Genomic DNA, 21,609 nt, shown 5'->3' on the forward strand with positions numbered 1-21,609 from the left:
GGCGATCTGCACGTCGCGCAACTCCACATGGTTTCTCGTGACGTACCGTGGAGACAGCTATGTCGGAAGGAACGCAGGCGCCAACACCACGCGCGATCGACAACGCGAAGCTACAGCAGTTCATCGGCAAAATGCTTGGCGACCTTGGGGGCGCAGCAAGTGTGCCGCTGGTCCGGATGGGCGACGCCTTAGGTCTATATCGGATTTTGCACACACGCGGTCCCATGACCTGCGCCGAACTCGCCCAGCAAGCAAAGGTCCACGAGCGCTACCTGCTCGAATGGCTCTCTCACCAAGCCGCGTCCGACTACCTCGCCTATGATCCCGGAACCGGCCGGTTCAGTCTGCCACCCGAGCAGGCCATGGTGTTCGCCGTCGAGGACAGCCCTGTTTACATGATGGGAGCCTTCGACCTTATGGCGGCACAGACCGAGATACAGCCGAAGGTGCAGGAGAGATTCAAGAAGGGTGGCGGCTTCGCGTGGGGCGATCAGGCGTCATGCCTGTTCTGCGCCACCGCGAGGTTCTTCCGTCCCGGCTATCAGAACAACCTACTGTCCCAGTGGCTTCCCGCCCTCGACGGGGTGGTCGCCAAGCTGGAAGCGGGTGCTGATGTGGCCGACGTGGGATGCGGTCACGGTTGGTCCACCGTCCTGATGGCCAAGGCGTTCCCGAACTCCCGCTTCGTTGGTTACGACTACCACGAAGGTTCCATCGCAGATGCTCGGAAGCATGCCGAGGCACATGGCGTGGCGGGCAATACCCGGTTCGAGGTTGCCACCGCCAAGGAGATTCCAGACGCGGCTTTTGACCTCGTGGCCTTCTTTGATTGTTTGCACGACATGGGCGACCCGGCGGGGGTAGCGTCACAGGTTCGCCGCTCGCTCAAGCCGGGCGGTACGTGGATGGTCGTCGAGCCCATGGCAGGCGACCGGCTTGAGGACAACCTGAACCCGGTTGGCCGTCTTTTTTACGCGGCCTCGACCATGCTCTGCGTGCCGACCTCGCTTGCGCAGGAGGTTGGTGCCGCGTTCGGCGCCCAGGCGGGCGAGGCCAAGCTGCGGGAGGCAATCACCGCTGGCGGGTTTGGCAGCGTGCGCCGCGCCACCGAGACACCATTTAACATGATCCTTGAGGCTCGGCTTTAACCCCGGAAAGACCCTGAAAGTGGCTGAGCGCAGGTCACTGCGCCCAGGTGCAGTCGCGGCGGAAATCAAAACACCGGGGAAGGAAGCGTAATGCGCGTCCACAACATCTACGCCGACGAGACGGGTGAAACTCACTTCCGCGATATTGAGATTGAGTGGGCGGAGGAGGGGCCGGACGGAACGACCTCCAAGCGCTTCCCCGCCGCGGGGATCATCTTCCGCAAAACGCCCGGCGACTGGCACTTCGACTGGCACACAGCGACGCGACGCCAGTATGTCATCAACCTTGACGGGTCACACAAGATCACGGCCAGCGACGGAGAAACTCGTACCATCGGCCAGGGTGAGGTGATCCTGATTGAGGATATGCACGGCAAGGGTCACCTCTCCGAGGCGCTGGGCAAACTCCGGCACTCGATCCTGATCCCGGTGGACAACGACGTGGGCAGCGCGCTTGGGGATACTCTGCGGTCCCCATCAAGCACCTACTGGCCCGAATGAAAGGACAACCTGATGCTGAGAAGAAGCATAGGCGCAGTCACGACCGCCGCCCTGGTTGGATTGGCTGCGCCATTGCAGGCCCAGAAGGCGCAATCTTCTGAGGCTGCCGCTGTGCGGGCTGCGAACAGCGCATATCATGCTGCGTTCTCAGTGCGGGACATCACTGCGATGGAAGCCGTGTGGGCCAAGTCGCCTGAGGCCGCAGCCATACATCCGTTCAGCCGAGCACCGCTGTCCGGCTGGAATGCAGTCCGATCCAGCTACGTGGAGACATTTGCCCGTTTCAAGGATGTCTCGGTCTCGGCAAACGAAGCCCATGTCGCCATGAACGGGAACACGGCTTGGGTGGTCAGCACCGAGACGCTACGTGGGCACCGGCCAAACGGCGAGGCTTTCACCGCGACCTCAATGTCCACCAACATTTTCCAGAAGCAGGGGGATCGCTGGTTAATGGTGCTCCATCATGCTGCCGGGGTGCCGCAATAGAGCCGCAACGAAACCGGGTGCCCACGCCCACCGGCTCGACCTCGGCCGTGCGGCCACGCAGCATTTCTTGAACAGTCATCTGCTCGACATCTATGGCCAGCAACACACTGACCTGCCCAACCTCGACCTCTTGCCTGGATGTAGCGCTCGCCGCATCGGCGAGGGGAATCACGGTCTTGCTTGAAGGCATTTTCTCCGCGAGGGCATTGCTCCTCGGCAAGTAGACCGAAGGCCAGCACACCACTCCGGTTCAGGGCTGATCCGCCGGAACGGTCTCGCTCCCGCTCGAACCGGGTCGAACTGCGGTCGTAGCCTAGCGAGGGAGGGGCTTCCAACTCTCAGGAGAAGCGGGGTGCTGGGCAAAGGTATTGCTGTGGTCGCTGGCGTGCAGGGAGCAACGCTCGTTGCGGAAGCTCAGCCGAAGCTCGGACGCGTCTTTGCAACGCTGGGGCGCTGCTCAATGCGCTTCCACCACGTGGACAGGCGTGGGTGGTGGGACAGCGCCGCGCGGCCGTCCTCCGTGCGCACGAAGTAGTCGAGGATTGGGGCCAGATGCAGGTCTGCGAGGCTGAGGGCGCTGCCGATCAGGAACTCGCCCCCGTCCGTCAAGCTCTCGACGGCAGCCAGGACGCGCTCGGCCTGCGGCAGCGCCCCGTCAATCGCCCCCTGGTCTGGCACGCCGCCCCGCATCGGCACGACGACGCGCTGGACGAACACCGTGATCACCATCGGCGACCAGCCGTAGTGGTCGAGCACAGCGCAGACCTGGGCCATGCGCGCCCGGTGCTTCGCGTCGGTCGGTTGTAGCGCCGGACCTGGGAACGCCTCGTCCGCGTATCGGGCAATGGCAACGGTCTCGTAGAGGGAGAAGCCGTCGTGCTCCAAGACCGGGACCTTGCCCCAGGGATGGCGCGCAAGGTGCTCCGCCTTTTGGCCCTCGCCTGCGAGGGTATCTACCTCGCGCAGGTCATAGGCCACCCCTTTTTCCTCAAGTGCGAGCCGGGCCGTCCGCGTGTAGGTGCTGTAGGCGGGGCCGTAGAGCAAGACGGTCATCTCGTAATCTCCTCCTGTGGGTCGGGCCTAGGTCCCGGCATCAAAGCCCCGCACGCGGCTCCGCGTCCGGCTTCTCTCGCGCTGCACCAACGGGCCTGCCGTCCACCAGCAGCTTGAAGATGTCGTGACGCGCATAGTGTCCGGCCGTGTCACACGCCGCCTTGGCGGCCATCACCGCCTCAAGCGAGCAACCGCGCGCCACGAGGATGTCCTCGCCCTCCGGGGCGGGACCGGCGATGATCTCGCCGCGCGGGTCAATGATGCAACTTTGCCCCGTGTGCCCTGACCCTATGAGGTCGCGGTAGCGCTCCGGCACGTCGGCGGGCCGGAGCACGCCAGCGGATGCGACCACGTAGCAGGCCGCTTGCGAGGCGAAGGCGCGCGAGAGCAGCAGTTGGCGGGGCCAGAGTGGGGTGGGCGCGGAGGGAGCCTGCTCGGGCTCGCGCCCCGGCCACGTCGAGACGTGAACTTGGGTGCCTTGGGCGATCAGCGCATAGCCCGGCAGCACCATCTGGTGCTCCCAGCAGTTCAGCCCCGAGATGCGGCCGTAGGAGCGCTCGTGGACGCACAGCCCGGAGGCATCGCCATCGCCCCAGGCGATCCGCTCGGCATGGGTCGGCTTGAGCTTGCGGTGGCGGCCGAGCAAGCGGCCCTCGCGGCCGATGAACAGCATGGTGCAATAGACGGTGCCGTGGGTGCGCGGGTCGAGTTCAGCGACGCCGATCACCACGTCTATCCCGGCGCGGCGCGGCGCGCCGCGGCGCAGAGCATGTCCGTCTCCGGACCAGGGACCGTGATGGCGTTGGCGATGTACTCGGCCGCCGCCTTCCACATAAGCGGGCTCTGTCGATTGCCAACAAAGAAGGGGTAGCCCGGCAGCCAGCACTCCCCGAAGGCCGCGAGCACCGCTCCCGTTTGCGCGGCCTGCTCGATCAGCCCGGACGCCTTCTCGGCCGAGGCCATGCGATCGAAGGGGACGGGGGTGGCCTGCACCGCGGCCAAGGCGAACTCGGGGAAATCGGTCATGGCTTCCTCCCGGCTCCTTGGCGGAATGGAGCCGCAAGTTCCGGAGCGGCGGCAAGGGAATTGTGTCAGCGAGGGTGCCGAGACTGGTGCTTAGCCTTCGACGCCAATGGCGCGCGCACAGCCGCCGCAATCGTCGCGTGTAGCGTTCCGGGCGCGGTTCGCGCGTGCTCTGCTCAAGCAAAGTGCACTACAATCGTGACCGAGCGAGGCCCGGTCATCTCCTCTCGGACGCATTCGTCAGGTGCATCCGCAGGCGCCGGGACTCCGCAGGGATGACCTACATCGATTGAAGCATCGAGGGTCCCGACTACTGCGATCCTGTGACGTGCGGGTAGGCCCAACCTACTCGTGAGAAGCACACTGGCCCCAGCAGCGAGGAAAGGAGGACTGGCTATGCCGAGGGACGCCCAGGACCACGCTGTTACCGCCGCGTCCGAGGGGGCGGTGCGGGCCTTCGACCATGCCGTCGAGGGCTACCTGATGCACCGCGCCGACGCGGCTCAGCGGATCGCCCCGGTGCTCGCCGCCGACCCTGAGTTCGGCATGGCGCACGTCCTCAAGGGCTACCTGCCCATGACCGCGTACGACGGCACCTTCGTGCCCCGCGCCCGCGAGGCGCTGGCCGAGGCCCGTCGCCACCTCTCACGCGCGACGTTACGGGAGCAGGGGCACGTCGAGGCGTTATCCTTCTGGATCGACGGCGAGGTCAGCCGGGCGCTCTCGACCTGGGAGGACATCCTGGCCGAACATCCGCGCGATGTGCTGGCCTTCCGCATGCACCACTTCGTTGCCTTCTGGTCCGGCAGGCCGGAGCGGATGCTGGCCGGGGTGGAGCGGGTTCTGCCGCGCTGGTCTGCCTCAGTACCGGGTTGGGGCGCCGTGCTCGCCAGCCGCGCCTTCGCCCACGAGGAGTGCGGCAACTACGTCGTCGCCGAGGCGTCCGGCCGGGAGGCGTTGATGCTCGACCCGGCCAACCTCTGGGCGACTCACGCCGTGGCGCACGTCATGGAAATGCAGGGCCGCCGGGGCGAGGGCATCCGGTTCCTGTCCGGGTTGGAGCAGCACTGGGAGGGGGGCAACGCTATCACCCACCACCTCTGGTGGCACCGGGCGATGTATCACCTTGAGCGGCGGGAGTTCGGGGAGGCGCTGGGCCTTTATGACCGGCGCTTCCGCGATCTCGCCTCGCCGCTCGCGCAGGCGATGCCGGACTTCATCGTCGATGCGCAGAATGCCGCCTCGATGTTGTTCCGCTTGGAGTTGCGCGGCGTAGCGGTGGGAGACCGCTGGGTGGAGTTGGCCGAGAAGGCAGAGGCGCGGGTCGGCGACCACCTCTCGCCCTTTACCCTGCCGCACCGGATGATGGCGTTGGCCGCCACGGCGCGGTGGGAGGCGGCGGACCGGGTGCTGGGCGCGATGCGGGAGGCAGCGCAGGCGAACAGGGGCGACCACGCGGCGGTGCTGCGCGACGCCGCCATCCCCGTCTCCGAGGCGGTTTTGGCGCACCGCCGCGGCGACTATGCAGCCGCGGTGGAAGCTATGCGTCCGGCGCTCGGGGTGATGTACCGCTTGGGCGGCAGTCACGCCCAGCAGGACGTGCTTGAGCAGCTATTCCTCGACGCCGCGGTGAGGGCTGGGTTGGACGAGGACGCGCGCCTGCTGCTGGAACGGGCGGCAGGGCAGCACCCGGTGCCGCCGGAGCGGCGGGTGGGCTACGCCGAGGTGGCAGCCCGTATTCCCCACTGAGAGTGCCGAGAAAGAGTGCGCGTCGGGGAGGGGTGGTGCGCCCTCCACGGGCGCACTCGTCGTCATGAGCGGCTGATGGTGAAGCGGGCGGAGCGCGGGCCACCTGCCGGAGGCCGGGGGACCCACTACGGCGCCGCCCGCTCGCGTTTCCGGCGTGCCTCGTAGGCCGCGACGTGGCAGCGCGCGAGCCGCAGGACAGGCGTGGGCACCCCCATACGCTCCGCCCGCTCCGCAAGGTCGCCCAGGACGTGCTCGCCCTCTGTGGGGGCGCCGCCCTCGATGTCGCGCAGCATCGAGGCGGTTTGTGGCGAGCCCTCCCGCGTCAGCAAGCCCGTGGCGAACTCCACGAACTCCGGGCGCGGTGGATGCCCGGCCGCCGTGGCCACGGCCCTGCACTCAGCGAGGAGCGCCAAAGCCGCCTCCTGTCCGCCAGGGGCGGCAAGGAAGTCGCCGACGGCGCCGCGCATCAGGCAGTTCATCCCCGCCAGAGCCGCCAGCCCAACCCACTTCTGCCACATGTCTCCGACGACCGTCTCGCTGGCCCGCGCCGCGAACTTCGCCCCTTCGCAGAGCGCCGCGACGGCCCGTACTCGATCCGAGCCGCCGCCCGCGGCCTCGCCGAAGATCAGGTCATGGTTGGGCATGGCGCCCTGGACAACCCGCCCCTCCGGGCCGAGGGTCGCGGCGATGACGGCCGTGCCGCCGAGCACACGGTCGGCGCCGAAGCGCTTGGCCAGCAGGTCGAGGTGGCGCATTCCGTTGAGGACGGGGACGATCATCGTGTCGGGGCCGACCGCGGGCGCCATGTCGTTCATCGCGGCGTCGAGCGAGTACGCCTTCACGGCGAGCAGGATCAGGTCGTGCGGGCCGTCCAGGCCACCGGCCAGCACGGTGCGGGGCCGCAGGTCGGCATTGCCGTGCTGGCTCTCGATCCGCAGGCCATGTTGTGAAATCTGTTCGGCTCGACGAGGCCGCACGAGGAAGGTCACGTCCCGCCCAGCCTCGGCCAGCCTGCCGCCGAAGTAGCCGCCCAGCGCTCCGGCTCCGACCACCAAAATGCGCATGATTCCGTCCTCTCTCCGGCTAGGGGAAGGTACGTCTGCGGCCTCCATTATAGACTGCCGCGCGGCACTGCCGGTACTGGTTATTTGCAGGATACCGAGCGGGTATAATTACTCTAATCTCCACAACGTCCGCGTGTGCCGTTTCGAGTGTAGTTCCCGCGTGCTGCGGCGGCTTCGAAAGGTCTAGGCTGCCTACCAGCCGAGGCGCTGACCTTCACGGGTATCAGTGCCCGCGTGGGAGGGCAGGGCGATGTTTGACCTTGACCAGTTCGCGGCTGACTGCCGTACGGCACTTGTGCAAGATCGTGGCGGGTACCGAGCCGTCCGCGAGACCGTAGCTCGCGCGGTCGCAAACCCTGGCAGCGTTCTGGCCGGGCTCGGTGAGCCACGCCGTGCCGGAGTCCATAAGCTATACCACGCCCCAGACCTCACGATTCTGAATATCGTCTGGGGACCGAAGATGACCTTGATGCCACACGATCACCGCATCTGGGCGGTGATCGGCATCTACACGGGCTGCGAGGACAACATTTTCTGGCGCCGGGTAAAAGGCAGCGAAGGCAAGGTTGAGGCGGCAGGTGCGAAGGCGTTGCGTACGGGAGACTGCACTGTTCTAGGCCGCGACATCATCCACTCTGTGACCAATCCCATTCCCCGCCTGACTGGGGCCATTCATGTCTATGGCGGGGATTTCTTCGGCACTGAACGCAGCGAGTGGGACCCAGAGACGCTGCGAGAGGAGCGCTACGACGTGGCCAAAAACATGCGCCTTTTCGAGGAAGCCAACGCGGCCTTGCTCGGACCTGCGCGATCTGATCCCGACCTTGGTGATCACCGCCGAGTATGACCCGTTGTGCGACGACGGCGAAGCGCACGCGGCGCGGTGCGCGAGGTAAGTGTTCCCACCATCGTGTCGAAGTACGGGGAAGTGATTCGCGGCTTCCTCGCTGCGCGTCCTCGTAGGCGGGAGCGATGCGGCGCAGGAGGAGGTATGCGCGTGGCTGCGCGGCATTTTCTCCGGGCATCCGTTACCGCCTCTGGCTAAGCGAACATTGGATCGATGACTGAAACCTACCGCCCCGCCTGCTCTCGTGTTCTACGGGCCTCATAGGCGGCCACATGGCAGCGCGCGAGCCGCAGGAGAGGCGTCGGCACGCCCAAGCTCTCGGCCCGTTCCACCATGTCACCCAGAACGTGCTCACCCTCCGTGGGACCGCCGCGCTCGATGTCGCGCAACATGGAGGCCGTCATGGGTGATCCTTCTTTCAACATGGACAGCGCGAATTCGACGAAGGTGGGCCGAGGCTCGTAACCAGCAGCGGTCGCAGTGGACCGGCACTCATCCAACACTGCCAGCGTGGTGCGACGCCCGTCCGGCGCGGCGAAGATGTCGCCGACGCTGCCTCGCATGAGGGAGGTCATCCCCGCCAGAGTGGCGAGGCCGACCCATTTCTCCCACATCTCCTGCGTGATCTGCTCGCTGGCCCGCGAGTCGAACTTCACCCCTTCGAAGGCGGACGCGATCTCCCGCACACGCCCGGACGTACCCCCTCGAAGTTCGCCATAGACGAGATTGTGGAGTGGCCCCATGCGATGGACCACCTGTCCCTCAGGCCCGAGAGTAGCGGCAATCTGCGCCAGCCCACCCAGGATGTGCTCTGCACCGAAACGCTTGATCAGCGCATCGAGGTGGCGCATGCCGTTGATGACAGGCAGGATGGCGGTCTCGGGTCCGACTGCGGGCGCAAGATCGTCCATCGCAGCGGAGAGGGAATAAGCCTTCACGGCGAGCAGGACGAGATCGTAGGGGCTGCTCACCTCCCCCGTCAGCACCATGCGGGGGTGCAGGTCGGCGTTCCCGTGAAGGCTATCAATTCGCAGGCCATGTTGTGAAATCTGCTCGGCTCGACGGGGCCGCACGAGGAAGGTCACGTCTCGCCCGGCTTCGAGCAACCTGCCGCCGAAGTAGCCGCCCAGCGCTCCGGCTCCGACCACCAAAATGCGCATGATCCCGTCCTCTCTCCGGTCAATGGAAAGTGCGTCTGCGCCTAGCATTATGAACTATTATGCAGCGCTGCCGGTATCGGTTATTTGCCGGTACGGGTCGGGCTTAAATACTCCCATGCCACAACGCCCGCGTGTGCCGTTTCGGATGCGGTTCCCGCGTGCATTGTTGGCGAGCAGAACGCTAAGGTTTTACGGCGGAGCGGAAGCGTGAAAATCTGGCGCCTCGCCGTGGCCGCCTGTACGTACCGCAACTCCACGTAGTCCATCGTCATGCATCGCGGAGGGAGCTATGCCAGGGGGAACGCATGCGCCAACTCCGCGCGGGATCGACAACGCCAAGCTACAGCAGTCCGCCGGTAAATCGCTCGGTGACCTTGGGGGCGCGGCAAATGTGTCATTTGCCCGGATAGGCGACACCTTAGGTCTCTACCGATTTTTGCACGTCCGTGGTCCCATGACCTGCGGCGAACTCGCTCAGCAAGCCAAGGTCCAAGAGCGCTACCTGCTCGGTTGGCTGTCCTGCCAAACCGCATCCCAGTACCTCGCGTACAATCCCGAAAGCGGTCAGTTTAGTCTTTCGCCCGAGCGAGCCATGGTCTTGTCCGTCGAGGACAGGGCAGCCCCGTTCATATGATGGGAGCCTTCGACTTCAATGGCAGAGGTGCCGCGGCCCGTGTTCGACGACGGGACCGCGGTCAGCATACGCGGACGTGCTGGGGTTTTCGTCGCGCCAGCACTGTGAATGCCAGCCCGTAATCATTAAATGCAAGTCGGCTTGACGCAGGGCGGGCCGACCGGGAGGGCCGTGCATGGAGGCGCAGACGAAGAACCTTACAACCTGGGAGCGTGCCCAGGTGAATGTGAACAAGCGCGAGGAGGTCGTCGGGTGGTGCAACAAGTGGCGCGTTACGCCGGATCAGTTGCGAGCCGCCGTTGCTGAGGTCGGCACCTCGGCGGTCAACGTCGGACGGGCGCTTGGCAAGCCCGATCGGAGGTAAGCCGCGGATGGTCGGCACAGACGGGTCGGATTGCTGGACGGCTGGCCTGAGATCGACGCCCCTCAGGAAGCCTTAACGGTAGGGCGGCCAGGAGATGGTCAGTGGAAAAGACAGCCCAGTGCGCCTGCGGTGCCTTTCGCGCGATCGTCTCCGCTGAACTGCTCCGTGTGACCATCTGCCACTGCGGGGCCTGCCAGCGCCGATCCGGCGTGCCGTGGACCTGCAATGCCTACTACCGAAAGTCCGATGTACGCTTAGAAGGTCACCACAAGGTCTACACCCGCGATGGTCAGGAGGGGCGGAAGCTCCGTCATCACTTCTGCCCGGAATGTGGCACCACGGTGTGCTGGACGGGAGAGAAGTTCCCCGATCTCTATGAGATCGTGGTGGGCGCCTTCGCGGACCCCGGCTATCCCGCGCCTACCGCCTCGGTGTTCGAGGAGTCGATGCATTCCTGGGTAATCCTGCCGCCGGGGATTGAGCATTTCCCCCAAGGGCGCACCGCCAACACAGTCCCTCCCACGACCATGAAGGGCTGAGGTCGAACCCCCGGCTGGCCGCGGGAGAATGTTTGAAATTACGTCCCCCGCCTAGGCCGGTCGCCTTCCGAGGAGGCGCCACCCAGTGCGTGAGGTGGGGTTCACGCACTGACCAGAGCGTCCTGTTAGCCTAGCCACTGATACGGCGGCCTATTTCGGCGCGGAACGCCTGCATCTCAGACCAATCCCGCCCGGCTGCCATGCCACCGTCGATTACCATGTCGTGGCCGTTGACGAAGCTCGATGCGTCACTGGCGAGAAAGACAGCGGCATGGGCAATTTCGTCTGGCATTCCGGCGCGGGGGACCGGCTGGACCGTAGCGAAGTAATATTTGAGCCGGTCGAGGGTCTGGTCCGTTTGCAATTTCGTCTTTTCGCTGCTGCGCTTGTCGAGTATGCCCGTCACGATGGCGCCAGGGCTGATGCTGTTGACACGTACGTTGTATGCAGCCAACTCGACCGCAACACAGCGGGTGAGATGAATAACCGCGGCCTTGGCGGTCGAGTAGGAGTGCGAGGCGTACCCAGTCCTCAGCCCGGTCACATTGCCGGTATTGATGATGCTTCCTGAACCTTGGCCTTGCATGACCCGCGCCGCGCATTTCATACCAAGCGCGACGGCACGCAGATTCAAAGCGATATCGGCGTCGAAGTTGTTGAAGTCCATCTCAGCGATACCAGCAGGAGGCCGCCCACCCCCGGCGTTGTTGGACAGGCAATCCAACCGGTCGAAGTGAGTGACAGCGTTGCCAACCATCGCCTCGACCTGCGCCTCATGCAGAACATCGGTTTGTATAAAACTTGCGTTGGCGCCTTGCGGCGAGCGCCTCGCCTTCCTGATCCCTTCGTCACCAGCCCGAGCCACGCGACACTATTCTCCTAGGCGATCCTGACCCGACGGGTGACCTGCCCGTTGCTCTCCCAGTAGGTGCGTTTGTTAGTGATGAGGGGATCGTCCATTGCAGGCTGAACCTTGCCCGCAGCATCGGCCACCCGCGAGGTGATTGCATGCTCCCCAAGCGAAGGTGTGGGCCAGTCGAGGGACCATGGCTTCCACGCGAACTCCGAAGTCTCGCTACGATCGATAGTAGCCGCTTGCCAAGGCCCTCCATCGATTTGCACCTCAACCTTGGCAACATCGCCACCCCAGGCCGCGCCAATGATGCGGTATAGGCCGTTCTGCCGCGTAACTCTGCCGGGCGCGGATTTCAGCAACGTACGTCCGACCGAGGTCTCCACCGCCAGTTTCTTGCCGCCGACTTCCTCCTCGCGCACTGTCACGTAATCGCGTCCCATGAAGCGTCCCATGAAGCGTGTTTCGCGCACCTCAATCCGAGATAACCATTTTACGTTGGCCACGCCGTACCAGCCGGGCGCGATTAGCCGCACGGGGAAGCCACTCTCCCGCGGCAGGGGTTGCCCGTTCATCTCGTAGCACAGCAACATCTCGGGCCTCGCGGCATCAGCGACCGAGAGGCTACGGGCGAAGGGCGCCTGAACCTTCACATCGCGGATTTGCTCCTCGCCCGTGTCCGCGCCGTGGAACACCACTTCAATGCCGCCCTCGCGGATTCCGGCCTCCTCAAGGATGGGGGCGAGCGGTGTGCCTGCCCACTTAGCCGTGCCGATGGCGCCGACCATGAAGGGGAAACCGTGATTGCCGGAGCATTCGAGTGTGTAGACAACCTCGCGTCGTGGCCGTGCCTTGATCTGGTCGAGCGTGAGGGCCAGCGGTTGCCGCACCTGCCCGGTGACGTTCAGCGTCCATCCCTGCGGATCGATGGCGGGAAACCCGTAGTGGCCGACGAGGAAGAAGCGGTCGTTCGGTGTTATGAGGGAGTCGAACTCCTCCCAGCGAAGCTGCCTTGGCACCACATTGGGCAGGGCATGCGCCGGCGGCTGATCAGCCCAAGGGATAACCTCCTCGCCGGGTCGCACCGGGAACGCTTTCGCCAGAAACGAGACTTGCGAAAGCGCGAGCCCCGTCAAGGCTGCACCACCATAGGCCATCATGTCCCGGCGTGGGATACGGACGTTGTTCATCACGTCACTCCTCTGCTTGGCGACCAGAAGGGACTTATTCGGCTGGGCACGGCGGAGCGCTGCTACCGGCCCCGGCATTCGAAGCGTCCGGATCAATCTGCGGGAGGTCTCAGCGCGCGAAAGGCGAGCCAGTATGGACAGCGAGAGTTTTTGTTTTTGTCGCTCGGCTGGTCACGTGTGTAGGACACTACGCCCGCAGCAGTGATGAAAACAACTACGGACAGCAGACTTAGAAACTGACCGCATTCGGTGGTTAACGCCCCCATCATTCTGGCACGACAGAGGGCCACGCCGCTCCCTGGCCGGGATTAGAGATCGATGCACTCAGCGAGATTGTCCGAAGGTTCGCTCTCCAACTACGAGATGCAACCAGCCGATCCGACCGCAGCGTCCGCGATGGGCACGCTGCATGTTCCCCAAGCCAGTGCGCGCTGCCCGGCTAGCGCCACGCATCCGGGTGCCCAACACCGTCTTTGTGATCTTTGGTTGCCTCTTGACCCGGCAGGAGCGGTCAGGCCATCGCCAGGACAGCGGTTGTTCCGGAGGCCGCAACCCGGACGGCAACGTCTGGCTGGTGCTTGTGCATGACGGCCAGCGCCGCTTCATGCGCGGTGTTGGCGTGCTCACGGGCATCGAAAAACAGGACAGAGGCACCACGCGTCTGATCCTCCGCAGAGCGCAGCCAGTAGGCGCCTCGGAAGCCGGGGACCCTCTGGGTCGCGGCCAGCATCTCCTCTATGACCGGTTGCTGGATTGAGGTGGACGGCAGGTTCTCCGCCTTTCTCACCATGCAGTAGAGGGATTGCGCCGGTCCACCGCTCTGCGGCGCCGCCATAGCATGCGGCCCGACATCGCCGATGAAACGCTCGGTTGGCTGATCAAGCCCGGTGAGATTGCTTGATATCCATTCGCCGATCTTCGGCCGCGCGGCCGCTGCCGCTGCGCCGCTCTCCCAGATGGAAACGGAGACGATATCGCCCTGCTCGCTTCCGAAGGCTGCGTATCCGTGGAAGCCGGGCTGGCCTTTCAAGATCGGGACAAGCCCACGCTGGGCCTTCGGTGCCGCTTCCGCTGTCATTCCCGCAGCGCCCGCGTAGCGGCTGATCATGATGTGCATTGTTGCCCCTCCCTGTCCTCACGAGGAGCAAGGAATGCTGCTCCCCGCCTGCCGGGAGGGTCAACGATCATGAGCGTGGCAAAGGAGTTCGGGTGACCGTCTATAGGCATACAGCGCCGTGTCAGACGGAAGCCAAGAGCACGCTCCTTCTACAACGTCCGCGTGTGCCGTTTCGAAAGCAGTTCCCGCGTGCATTGTTAGCGAGCAGAACATTAAAGTTCTGACGCTGAGAGACAGCGTTAGGAAGCAGACGAACCGTCAGAACAGTCGGCATATAGCGCAACTCCATGCAGTTAGCTGTCACGCACCGCGGAGCCAGCGATGTCCAAAGGAACGCATGCGCAAGCACCACGCGCGACTGGCAAGGCCAAGCTACAGAGGTTGACTGGTAAACCGCAGCGTGGCGTTGCGTACGCACCAAGTGCGCCACTGATTCAGATGGGAGACGCTTTCGGTTCGTCTCGGAGCCCGTACATCCTGTCCAAGATGACTTTCTTTTCTGGTCCTGCCGACTGGAAAGAAGCTGGCTTAGCCTAAGTCAAGCGCACCAGAGATTGGCGCGTCCCCAAGCGACATGCGGGAGGAGAACCATGGGTACCATGATCACCCGCCACGCGGTTAGGTATTACGGTGCATGGCGGCCCGTATTCGACGCCCACATTCCGGCGCAGATAGCTGCTGGCCTGACCAACCCCCGCGTCTACCGAGGCGCGGAGGACCCCAACGACATCCTGATCCTGTTCGACATGGCGGATCGGCGAAGGGCCGAGGAGTTCAGTCGGGCGGACGACTTGAGGACGACGATGCAGAATGCAGGCGCCGTCGGAGCACCGGAATTCCGGTTCGTCGACTAAGTGCAGGCGCTAGCCCGTCTGGTAGGTGCGTTTGGCCACCACGTCTAAGCCTGCGGTGTCGCCCGGGTACACCCCCGCAGGGCGGTAGCTAATGCAGCGACACAAACAAAAGGTACAGGACTGCCCTCGACCGAAGCGTTTTTCCTTTTGATGGGAGCCGACCTGCTCATGATACGGCTTGGCTCCCACGCTGTCGTGCCGATGGTGGGATATAGGGAGGAGCCAGCATGACAAGCGGTTCTCAAGGCTACGCCGTTGCTGCGCACGAAGGCCCAGCCTGGGATATGAGACCAGGGCGTCCCGCAGTATTCAAACTTTTTGCGGACGATACAGACGGCAGAATCGCAGTGTTTGAGGAAGCAGTTCCACCCGGTGTTGGTACTCCTCTGCATCTCCATCGAACTTCGGATGAGGTTATCTACGTCCATTCTGGCGATTTTACTGTCCGGCTAGGCGAAAATTCCGAGCGCGTCTCGGCGGATGCTTGGGTGTTCGTGCCACTCGGCACAGTGCACGGCTGGCGCAACAGTGGAAGCGAGGCCGGGCGACTGTTCTTCATATTCACTCCGGGTGCCGGAGCGAAAGCGTTCGAAGAAATGCGCCTACAGGGCAAACATCTGCCTGAGATTGATCCCGCGATACGCGACGCGATCTTTGCACGCCATGGATACGAATCGTTCGATCGGGATTGGGAGTGACTTGCTCCCATTTACGCCGGGCCAGTCGCTCAGGCGGGTGAACTGTCGTCTATGTCAGTGCACTAGCCAGTGTCCTTGAACTGGCTTGCCGTATGAGCACCTGATCGTCCGATTCACTAGAAAGGAGGTTTAGTCGTGGAAAAGGAAATCATCGAAGTTCCGGTTATCTCCAACTTGATCCGCAACGCAGGTGTGCCGCTCTCCCCGGTCGTGCGGGCGAATGGATTTCTCTTTGTGTTTGGCCTGCTCGGCATGAATCTAAGGGACGGAAAAATCGTCGGAGGCGACATCGAAGCGCAGACCGAGGCTTCACTGGCCGCCGTCAAACATGCACTCGAAGCCGCCGGTTCTTCGCTAAGCAAGGTGGTGAAAGCAACCATCTACATCACCAATGCTGCCTATTTTAACAAGGTTAACAACATCTACGCACGAGATTTTCCTGACAAGTCGCCTGCCCGTACGTTTGTCACTGTTGGATCGTGGCCGATGGAGTTCGATATCGAGATTGAATGCATTGCGCTTGCCTGATGGCAGGCGCCAGGGGAGACAGCCGTGTCTCGCAATGCGCCGGTTGATTTGCTTCTCGTCCTGGCCGTCGATGGATCGAGTTCGATCGACGACGATGAGGACCGGCTGCAACGGGACGGCTACTGCGCCGCCCTATCCGACACGGCGGTGCTGACAGCGATCCGCAGTGGAGTTTTTGGTTCGATCGGACTGGCTTACGTGGAGTGGTCGGGCCATGGCGAACAACAGGTCGTCGCCCCGTGGACGCGAATTGCGTCCCAGAGTGATGCAGCAGCTTGGTCCGCCGTAGTTGCGCGGCGGTCACGCCCCTGGCGTGGTTCGACCTCCATATCCAGTTGCATCGAGTTCGCCCGCTTGCTGCTTGCCAGAGCACCTTGGGATAGCAATCGGCGCGTGATCGACATTTCGGGTGACGGACCTGACGAAGGGCGAGACCGGATAGACGCTGTACGTGCCCTTCAACAGGCGCGCGAAAGCGTGGTGAACGATGGCATCACGATCAATGGTCTGGCTTTGCCATCAAAGAAGATATCCTACCCTCCAACAAACTGGGGAGCGACGGGGACAGCAGAGTTCTATACCGACGCCGTAATTGGCGGCAAAGATGCATTTGTCGTCGAAGTTACCGACCAAGCCGACTTCATACCAGCCCTCCGACGAAAGTTGGTGCGTGAGATTGCATCAGGATGGCCTTGATCGATAAGCCTATACACCTGCAAGCGCAGGGGCACTGCCCCCGGTAAGGAGAGCAGAATGCCCGTTGATCCACAGGTGCAGGCGCTCCTCGATGCCACCGGGTCCCAGCCGCCGATCCGCAGCCTCCCCGTCGAGCAGGTGAGGGCAATGTTCCGGGCACACCCGCTGCCGGGCGTATCGGCTGGGGAGGTAGCGATTGTCGTCGATCGGTGCATCCGCGGCCCGAATGGGCGGCTCGGCCTTCGGGTCTACACACCGCATGGCACCGGCCCGTTCCCGCTGCTGGTGTTCTTCCACGGCGGTGGCTTTGTGGTCTGCGACCTCGATACTCATGACGCGCTCTGCCGCAACCTCTGCGCGGGGGTAGCCTGCGTGGTTGTCTCAGTGGATTACCGCCTTGCGCCGGAGCACCGCTTCCCGGCCGCCCATGACGACTGCCACGCCGCGACCCGCTGGGCCGCCGAGCACACACGCGAACTGGGAGCCGACCCGAAGCGCGTGGTGGTCGGCGGCGACAGCGCTGGGGGCTTGCTCGCGGCTGCAACCGCGCTGCGCTTGCGTGACGAGGGTGGCCCGCAGTTGGCAGGTCAACTCCTCCTTTATCCAACGACGGACCTGGGCACACCCGCTACGGCCTCGATGACAGAGTTCGCCGAGGGATACGGTCTAACGGCAGCGGACCTGCCCTGGTTCTGGGAAAAATACTTGAACAGCCCCTCGGACGCGGCGGACCCAAGCGCGTCGCCGCTGCGCGCGCCTGACCTACGCGGCCTACCTCCGACGATGGTGCTGACGGCCGAGTGCGACCTGCTGCGCGACGAGGGCGAGCGCTACGCCGAGCGCTTGCTCGATGCTGGCGTGCCGACGGTCCTCTCGCGGCAAGCCGGTATGATCCATGCTTTCCTGCTGTTCACCGGCATGATCAGCGGGGCGGACACGGCCTTGAGCGAGGCATGCGCGTGGCTGCGTGGCACCTTGGGGCAGGATTGAGTGCCAAAGGAGGCGACAATCGCATGGTGGCAGCAGACACGAAGGTGGAGGCAAGCTCATGAAGCTCCCGCAGACCGGCGGCTGCCAATGTGGGGCGGTCCGCTACGCGATCACCGCGCCGCCCAGGACTGTCTATTGCTGCCATTGCACCGTCTGTCAGACCCAATCCGGGGCTGCCTTTGGCAGGGGGTGGTAATGCGGAAGGAGCATCTGCACATCACCCAGGGCGAACCCAGGTCCTTCTTTGCGAAACGCCGACGGGACGGACGATGACCTGCTGGTTCTGCCCCGACTGTGGTACTCGCTTGTACCATGATCCGGGTGGCGAGCTTGGGCGGGAGCACCGCAACCTCAAGCCGGGCACCCTCGACGACGCCACATGGCTACCGCCAGTCGCCCACTTCTTTACCCGTAGCATGCAGCCCTGGGTGGCGATCCCAGACGATGCTCTGCGCTATGAGGCCATGCCCGGTGACCGTAAGTGGCTGCCGGACTGAGCTTCCAGCGCAAGTATCGAAACTACCGGCTAATAGCTCTGACGGGCCTCATCGATCTGGCGCGATCCACAGCTTCGTGGCTGATGCCGGTGCTGCTCTGGCTTGGGGTGGAACCTTGGGTTGTGCAAGCGCATCGTAAATATCTTGACAGTAATGCGTGATGGTGTACGAGGCGGCCAAGGTCTGAGACGCACCAGCCCGTCTAGCAGGGATTCGCCTGCATGACCGGTCTGGCGCGCCAACCCATCCTTGGAGGCTGGACGTGTCGCCTTGCAGACTGAACGTAGGATGCATGTCTGGCCTTGATTGCATGGCGGCTTGGGGCGGGTTCCGCGGGGACAACCGAGCTTGGCAGCCCAGTCTGTCGCTGTGACCGTAGTTTCCAGATCAGCACAAACCGTGCGGCCTACTATCAAACAGACTGCCCAACGCGGACCTTGGGGTGGGCCAAGCTATGGTTACAGGGGAGCCTGCATTGAATGCATGGCGGGCGGGCAGAAATGCGTGCTGTTCCTCGATGGTCATCCATTCGACGGGTGGACCTTCGGTGGCGTCAGCACCGTCACGTCGCTCGTAGATGCTTGGTTGGATGGCGAAACTTTGTCAGCGTGCCCCGCTGCGGCGGCTGAGACCAGTACGGCCGGATAAGCCGCGGATCAAGTTCCGCGATGCATTGGGCCATTTTTGCACACCCACCAATGCATGGCTTGTGGCGGCTCGACCAATGCGCGTCTCATGACCGATCCACGTCGCTCACTTGCTGAACCAGCACCCGAAACGCTGCCGAGCACCGAATCGACGAGAAGGCGAGGTGCGTCTATCTTTTTCCACTCAGCATTTTGTATAAAATAATAAGCATCGGGAAAAGTTTATAGGCAGACGGTCCAGAATGCTGATACGGTCCCAGACCAAATTATAGGTCCAAGGAGCCGTGGCATCGCTCATCAAGTATACCGCCGCGACTAGGAGGTGGCCCTTCGCACTGCGTCTGGTCGCAGGGTTGGCGTTGGCCTACCTCGCTGAGGGACTTCATCGGGTCGCCTTTGCCGATGCGAACCTCTACCCTTACGTGTTCGCTTTTCCCGCCGTCGTTCTCGCAGGCGTTGCCTTTGGCCGGAACGCCGGGTCCGCTGCTCTGTTCGCCAGCATCGGATTTGTTGCTTTCAGCCTACCGCCTGTTGGCGACTTCGCTGTTCAGGATGGGCGGGACGCATTCGAACTGATCCTCTACGCCGCTCTTGCGACAGCCACGCTTGTTGTCGTGGACGCAATGCATGTCCTTGCAACCCGCGCCTCGGCGGCGCAGGCCGAGACCGCCACGGCAAAAGCGCGCGCCGCCTCGTCCGAGCAGGAGCACAATCTCCTGCTGGCGGAGTTCCGGCATAGAGTCAAAAACGATCTCGCCCGGCTTGCGGCGACCTTCGCACTCCGAGCGGCCCATGCCAGCCCGGAGACTGCGGAAGCCTTGCGAGCGGCGTCCAGCCGGGTCCACCTTTTTGCCACCATTTACGACCAGATGGGCCTCCGGAAAGGCGTGATGGTCGCCGACATCCATGACTTTCTACGTGACCTCGTGCGGGATCTGAATGCCACGATTGAGCGCGAGCAACCTGTGGGGCTCATCCTCAATGCCGAGGCGCACACGCTCCCGTTTGGTCAGGCCAGCGCCATCGCGCTGATCGTCAATGAGTTGGTCACCAACGCTCTCAAGCATGCATTCCCGGACGACATGTCCGGCACCATTCGTGTCGAGTTTCGGCGTGAAGGCAGCGATTACGTGCTGTTCGTCGTGGACGATGGAGTGGGGATGCCGTCCACGACCACCGGAACGAAAGGCTTGGGAAGCCGAATCGTCCGAGCGCTCGCGGCTCAGTTGGGTGGACGCTTGCAGGTCGGTGACAACCCTGCTGGCGGAACCCAGCATGTATTGCGGTTCCCGGTCGCGGCCGACCACGGCCCGAGCAAAGCACCCTAGGCTGGCCGGAGCTTGAATGTCCCCCGCGCGGTGCTGGTCGGCAGCCTTGCCCAGCCACGACAGGAGTTCTTTCAGTAGGTAGCTGCTGCGAAGCGAGAGGCGCGCCAGCAGCGGAGATGAGGTGGTTACGCCACGGCGGTTGCCAGTGCCGTCACAGCGCCCCAATGTAGCCCGGCCGCTCCTGCCTCAGACTAGCCTGAGGTTCGCTGCCGCCTCCTTGCCACGCTCGGTTACCACCTCGTAGGTGACCTTCTGTCCCTCGTCGAGGCCCCTCAATCCCGCAGTCTGCACAGCGGTGATGTGGACGAACATGTCCTGGCCGCCGTCCTCGTGCGAGCCCGGCGCAGCGAGCATGACACGGGACAAACCTGCCCTATCCTGCCCAGCGTGCTACGCCGGAGATGCTGCTGGCTTTCCCTTCTCGACCGTGAGAGTACTGATGAGCTTTGTCACGGTCGGCCCGTTCTTCGCGCTGTGGGTGACGCCCTGCGGCACTTGGAGGCCCGTGCCGGGCGTCAACTCGATCGGGTCGCACCCTTCGATGTAGAGCATACCGCTGCCCTCCAAAACATAGCCCGTCTCGATGCCGGGATGGACGTGACGCTCGACATCGGAGTTCGGCGGCACCTCGACGAGGACTTGATAACTACATGAGTGCCGCCCGGTAGCTCGGTCTGGTTAAGGATCGTACGTTTCAGCCCAGCGCTTTAAAGCTGCGGTGCCTGCTGGGCCTCGGCCGTCGTTGCGACCAGCCCGGCGGCGCTGCAAATCCAGCAGCCAGAGAAAAGCCGTCGCGTCAGCATGATTTGGTCCTCCCCTTGTCTCTGGTCCCGGCCAGCCAAGGGGAAACAGTTTGAAGTCCTAGAACAAGCACGATCTGCAAGGTGTGCCGAGAGTCTCTCGCTGGGGGCGAATGCACGTATCGGGCCGTAGTTCGAGCGACACACAACCGCTGAAACCAGATATGTGCAGCAGAGCGGAGGATTGATCGCGTAAGTGTATTGCAATCAGAATGCGACTTAGTGCTGGTCCGTTTCGCAAATGCCGACCTAGTGTCCCAATGCAGCCCATGGCGGAGGGCGACCGATGGTAGGCATACCGGACGACCTGTTCTGCCATGCGCTAGGCTTCCTCGCCTGCGGCCTCGTTCTCTGCACCTTCGCTATGACTTCGATGCGCCCTCTGAGAATGGTCGCCTTGGCGAGCAACGTTAGTTTCATCTGTTACGCTTGGATGATGGGACTCTGGCCCATCCTTGCGCTGCACTCCATCCTGCTGCCACTCAATGCAGTGCGACTTATTCAGATCGAGATGCAACGGCGGCGCCTGATGGTGGGTGTGTTTCGGCTCCATCCGAAGGTGGCTCATGCTAAGCACACATAAGCCTTCCACCACCCTAAAGGCGGAAGTGGGCTGTAGACAACGTATCTGACCGGCGCGTCAGATGCTTGGGCTGTCGGCCTTGCTACGCTGGCGCGTCTGCCGCACCTGGGTGCTTACGCCGCGATCTCGTCCTCGCCATCTCCATCGTTGTTGCCATAGTCCTCATCGAGCGTCGCCGGAGGCCCCGTCGTGGCCTGGGCGCCCAAACCGTCTGAATGCCATCGCCGACTGCTAGATCGCCCTTCCGATGCGACCGCGGC

26 protein-coding genes are annotated in these 21,609 nt (G+C 63.5%); 16 read left to right on the forward strand and 10 right to left on the reverse strand.

What is annotated here, in order from left to right:
- Positions 1–59 precede the first annotated feature (59 nt).
- The 3 genes from JMJ55_RS04335 (at position 60) to JMJ55_RS04345 (ending at position 2,135) form a co-directional block, all read left to right on the forward strand.
- Positions 60–1,148: a class I SAM-dependent methyltransferase gene (locus JMJ55_RS04335; protein ID WP_236033348.1), complete on the forward strand. Its 1,089-nt coding sequence runs from the start codon at positions 60–62 to the stop codon at positions 1,146–1,148.
- 90 nt (positions 1,149–1,238) lie between these two features.
- Entirely contained in the window at positions 1,239–1,649 is a 411-nt protein-coding gene (locus tag JMJ55_RS04340; protein ID WP_202824234.1) for a cupin domain-containing protein, read from the forward strand.
- Between the two features lie 12 nt (positions 1,650–1,661).
- On the forward strand, positions 1,662–2,135 hold the full coding sequence (locus tag JMJ55_RS04345; protein ID WP_202824235.1) for a YybH family protein: 474 nt from the start codon (positions 1,662–1,664) through the stop codon (positions 2,133–2,135).
- Positions 2,136–2,549: 414 nt separating this feature from the next.
- Here JMJ55_RS04345 and JMJ55_RS04350 read toward each other — a convergent pair whose 3' ends face one another.
- Genes JMJ55_RS04350 through JMJ55_RS04360 form a run of 3 tightly spaced genes read right to left on the reverse strand, consistent with a single transcriptional unit; the run spans position 2,550 to position 4,214 of the window.
- Positions 2,550–3,188, reverse strand: a complete 639-nt coding sequence (locus JMJ55_RS04350; protein ID WP_202824236.1) for a glutathione S-transferase family protein — start codon at positions 3,186–3,188, stop codon at positions 2,550–2,552.
- A 40-nt stretch (positions 3,189–3,228) separates the two neighbouring features.
- The gene (locus JMJ55_RS04355; RefSeq protein WP_202824237.1) at positions 3,229–3,915 is read right to left on the reverse strand and encodes a nitrilase-related carbon-nitrogen hydrolase; all 687 of its coding nucleotides are present in this window, start codon (positions 3,913–3,915) and stop codon (positions 3,229–3,231) included.
- Positions 3,916–3,920: 5 nt separating this feature from the next.
- A complete protein-coding gene (locus tag JMJ55_RS04360) occupies positions 3,921–4,214 on the reverse strand; it encodes a nitrilase-related carbon-nitrogen hydrolase (RefSeq protein WP_202824238.1) in 294 nt (97 codons plus the stop codon).
- A 393-nt stretch (positions 4,215–4,607) separates the two neighbouring features.
- Here JMJ55_RS04360 and JMJ55_RS04365 point away from each other — a divergent pair, with 393 nt between their 5' ends.
- A complete protein-coding gene (locus tag JMJ55_RS04365; protein ID WP_202824239.1) occupies positions 4,608–5,960 on the forward strand; it encodes a tetratricopeptide repeat protein in 1,353 nt (450 codons plus the stop codon).
- Between the two features lie 125 nt (positions 5,961–6,085).
- On the opposite strand, the gene panE (JMJ55_RS04370) is transcribed toward JMJ55_RS04365, so the two are convergent.
- Entirely contained in the window at positions 6,086–7,024 is a 939-nt protein-coding gene (gene panE / locus JMJ55_RS04370) for a 2-dehydropantoate 2-reductase (RefSeq protein WP_202824240.1), read from the reverse strand.
- Positions 7,025–7,274: 250 nt separating this feature from the next.
- Between panE (JMJ55_RS04370) and JMJ55_RS04375 the strand changes: the two genes are divergently transcribed.
- The gene (locus JMJ55_RS04375) at positions 7,275–7,871 is read left to right on the forward strand and encodes a hypothetical protein (protein WP_202824241.1); all 597 of its coding nucleotides are present in this window, start codon (positions 7,275–7,277) and stop codon (positions 7,869–7,871) included.
- Positions 7,872–8,095: 224 nt separating this feature from the next.
- Here the strand turns inward: JMJ55_RS04375 and panE (JMJ55_RS04380) are convergent, their stop codons facing one another.
- Entirely contained in the window at positions 8,096–9,031 is a 936-nt protein-coding gene (panE, locus tag JMJ55_RS04380; protein WP_202824242.1) for a 2-dehydropantoate 2-reductase, read from the reverse strand.
- A 289-nt stretch (positions 9,032–9,320) separates the two neighbouring features.
- Here panE (JMJ55_RS04380) and JMJ55_RS32025 point away from each other — a divergent pair, with 289 nt between their 5' ends.
- From JMJ55_RS32025 to JMJ55_RS04390, 3 genes are all read left to right on the forward strand, one after another.
- On the forward strand, positions 9,321–9,665 hold the full coding sequence (locus JMJ55_RS32025; RefSeq protein ID WP_407927521.1) for a hypothetical protein: 345 nt from the start codon (positions 9,321–9,323) through the stop codon (positions 9,663–9,665).
- Between the two features lie 175 nt (positions 9,666–9,840).
- A complete protein-coding gene (locus JMJ55_RS04385; RefSeq protein ID WP_202824243.1) occupies positions 9,841–10,029 on the forward strand; it encodes a DUF3606 domain-containing protein in 189 nt (62 codons plus the stop codon).
- A gap of 101 nt (positions 10,030–10,130) precedes the next feature.
- Positions 10,131–10,568 (forward strand): GFA family protein, encoded by a 438-nt coding sequence (locus JMJ55_RS04390; RefSeq protein WP_202824244.1) that lies wholly within the window; start codon positions 10,131–10,133, stop codon positions 10,566–10,568.
- A gap of 130 nt (positions 10,569–10,698) precedes the next feature.
- Here the strand turns inward: JMJ55_RS04390 and JMJ55_RS04395 are convergent, their stop codons facing one another.
- The 3 genes from JMJ55_RS04395 to JMJ55_RS04405 form a co-directional block, all read right to left on the reverse strand.
- Positions 10,699–11,433 carry an SDR family oxidoreductase gene (locus JMJ55_RS04395; RefSeq protein WP_202824245.1) on the reverse strand — a complete coding sequence of 245 codons (735 nt, stop codon included), beginning with the start codon at positions 11,431–11,433 and terminating at the stop codon, positions 10,699–10,701.
- Positions 11,434–11,447: 14 nt separating this feature from the next.
- Positions 11,448–12,611, reverse strand: a complete 1,164-nt coding sequence (locus JMJ55_RS04400) for a sulfite oxidase (RefSeq protein WP_202824246.1) — start codon at positions 12,609–12,611, stop codon at positions 11,448–11,450.
- Positions 12,612–13,122: 511 nt separating this feature from the next.
- A complete protein-coding gene (locus JMJ55_RS04405; protein ID WP_202824247.1) occupies positions 13,123–13,728 on the reverse strand; it encodes an antibiotic biosynthesis monooxygenase in 606 nt (201 codons plus the stop codon).
- A 590-nt stretch (positions 13,729–14,318) separates the two neighbouring features.
- On the opposite strand from JMJ55_RS04405, the gene JMJ55_RS04410 reads away from it, so the two are divergent.
- From JMJ55_RS04410 to JMJ55_RS04440, 8 genes are all read left to right on the forward strand, one after another.
- Positions 14,319–14,582 (forward strand): hypothetical protein, encoded by a 264-nt coding sequence (locus tag JMJ55_RS04410; protein WP_202824248.1) that lies wholly within the window; start codon positions 14,319–14,321, stop codon positions 14,580–14,582.
- 227 nt (positions 14,583–14,809) lie between these two features.
- Positions 14,810–15,280, forward strand: a complete 471-nt coding sequence (locus JMJ55_RS04415) for a cupin domain-containing protein (protein ID WP_202824249.1) — start codon at positions 14,810–14,812, stop codon at positions 15,278–15,280.
- A 135-nt stretch (positions 15,281–15,415) separates the two neighbouring features.
- A complete protein-coding gene (locus JMJ55_RS04420) occupies positions 15,416–15,808 on the forward strand; it encodes a RidA family protein (protein WP_202824250.1) in 393 nt (130 codons plus the stop codon).
- Positions 15,809–15,832: 24 nt separating this feature from the next.
- On the forward strand, positions 15,833–16,504 hold the full coding sequence (locus JMJ55_RS04425; protein WP_202824251.1) for a DUF1194 domain-containing protein: 672 nt from the start codon (positions 15,833–15,835) through the stop codon (positions 16,502–16,504).
- Between the two features lie 57 nt (positions 16,505–16,561).
- Positions 16,562–17,494: an alpha/beta hydrolase gene (locus JMJ55_RS04430; protein WP_202824252.1), complete on the forward strand. Its 933-nt coding sequence runs from the start codon at positions 16,562–16,564 to the stop codon at positions 17,492–17,494.
- 58 nt (positions 17,495–17,552) lie between these two features.
- A complete protein-coding gene (locus JMJ55_RS32340) occupies positions 17,553–17,690 on the forward strand; it encodes a GFA family protein (protein ID WP_456237066.1) in 138 nt (45 codons plus the stop codon).
- Entirely contained in the window at positions 17,674–17,991 is a 318-nt protein-coding gene (locus JMJ55_RS32030) for a GFA family protein (RefSeq protein WP_456237067.1), read from the forward strand. The genes JMJ55_RS32340 and JMJ55_RS32030 overlap by 17 nt, the downstream gene beginning before the upstream one ends.
- 1,006 nt (positions 17,992–18,997) lie before the next feature.
- The gene (locus tag JMJ55_RS04440) at positions 18,998–19,966 is read left to right on the forward strand and encodes a sensor histidine kinase (RefSeq protein WP_202824254.1); all 969 of its coding nucleotides are present in this window, start codon (positions 18,998–19,000) and stop codon (positions 19,964–19,966) included.
- A 186-nt stretch (positions 19,967–20,152) separates the two neighbouring features.
- On the opposite strand, the gene JMJ55_RS04445 is transcribed toward JMJ55_RS04440, so the two are convergent.
- Positions 20,153–20,320 (reverse strand): cold-shock protein, encoded by a 168-nt coding sequence (locus JMJ55_RS04445; protein WP_202824255.1) that lies wholly within the window; start codon positions 20,318–20,320, stop codon positions 20,153–20,155.
- A 36-nt stretch (positions 20,321–20,356) separates the two neighbouring features.
- Complete coding sequence (locus JMJ55_RS04450) at positions 20,357–20,593, reverse strand: cupin domain-containing protein (protein ID WP_202824256.1); 237 nt, start codon at positions 20,591–20,593, stop codon at positions 20,357–20,359.
- Between the last annotated feature and the right edge of the window lie 1,016 nt (positions 20,594–21,609).

It is taken from the genome of Belnapia mucosa, from assembly GCF_016775475.1.
Lineage (GTDB): Bacteria > Pseudomonadota > Alphaproteobacteria > Acetobacterales > Acetobacteraceae > Belnapia > Belnapia mucosa.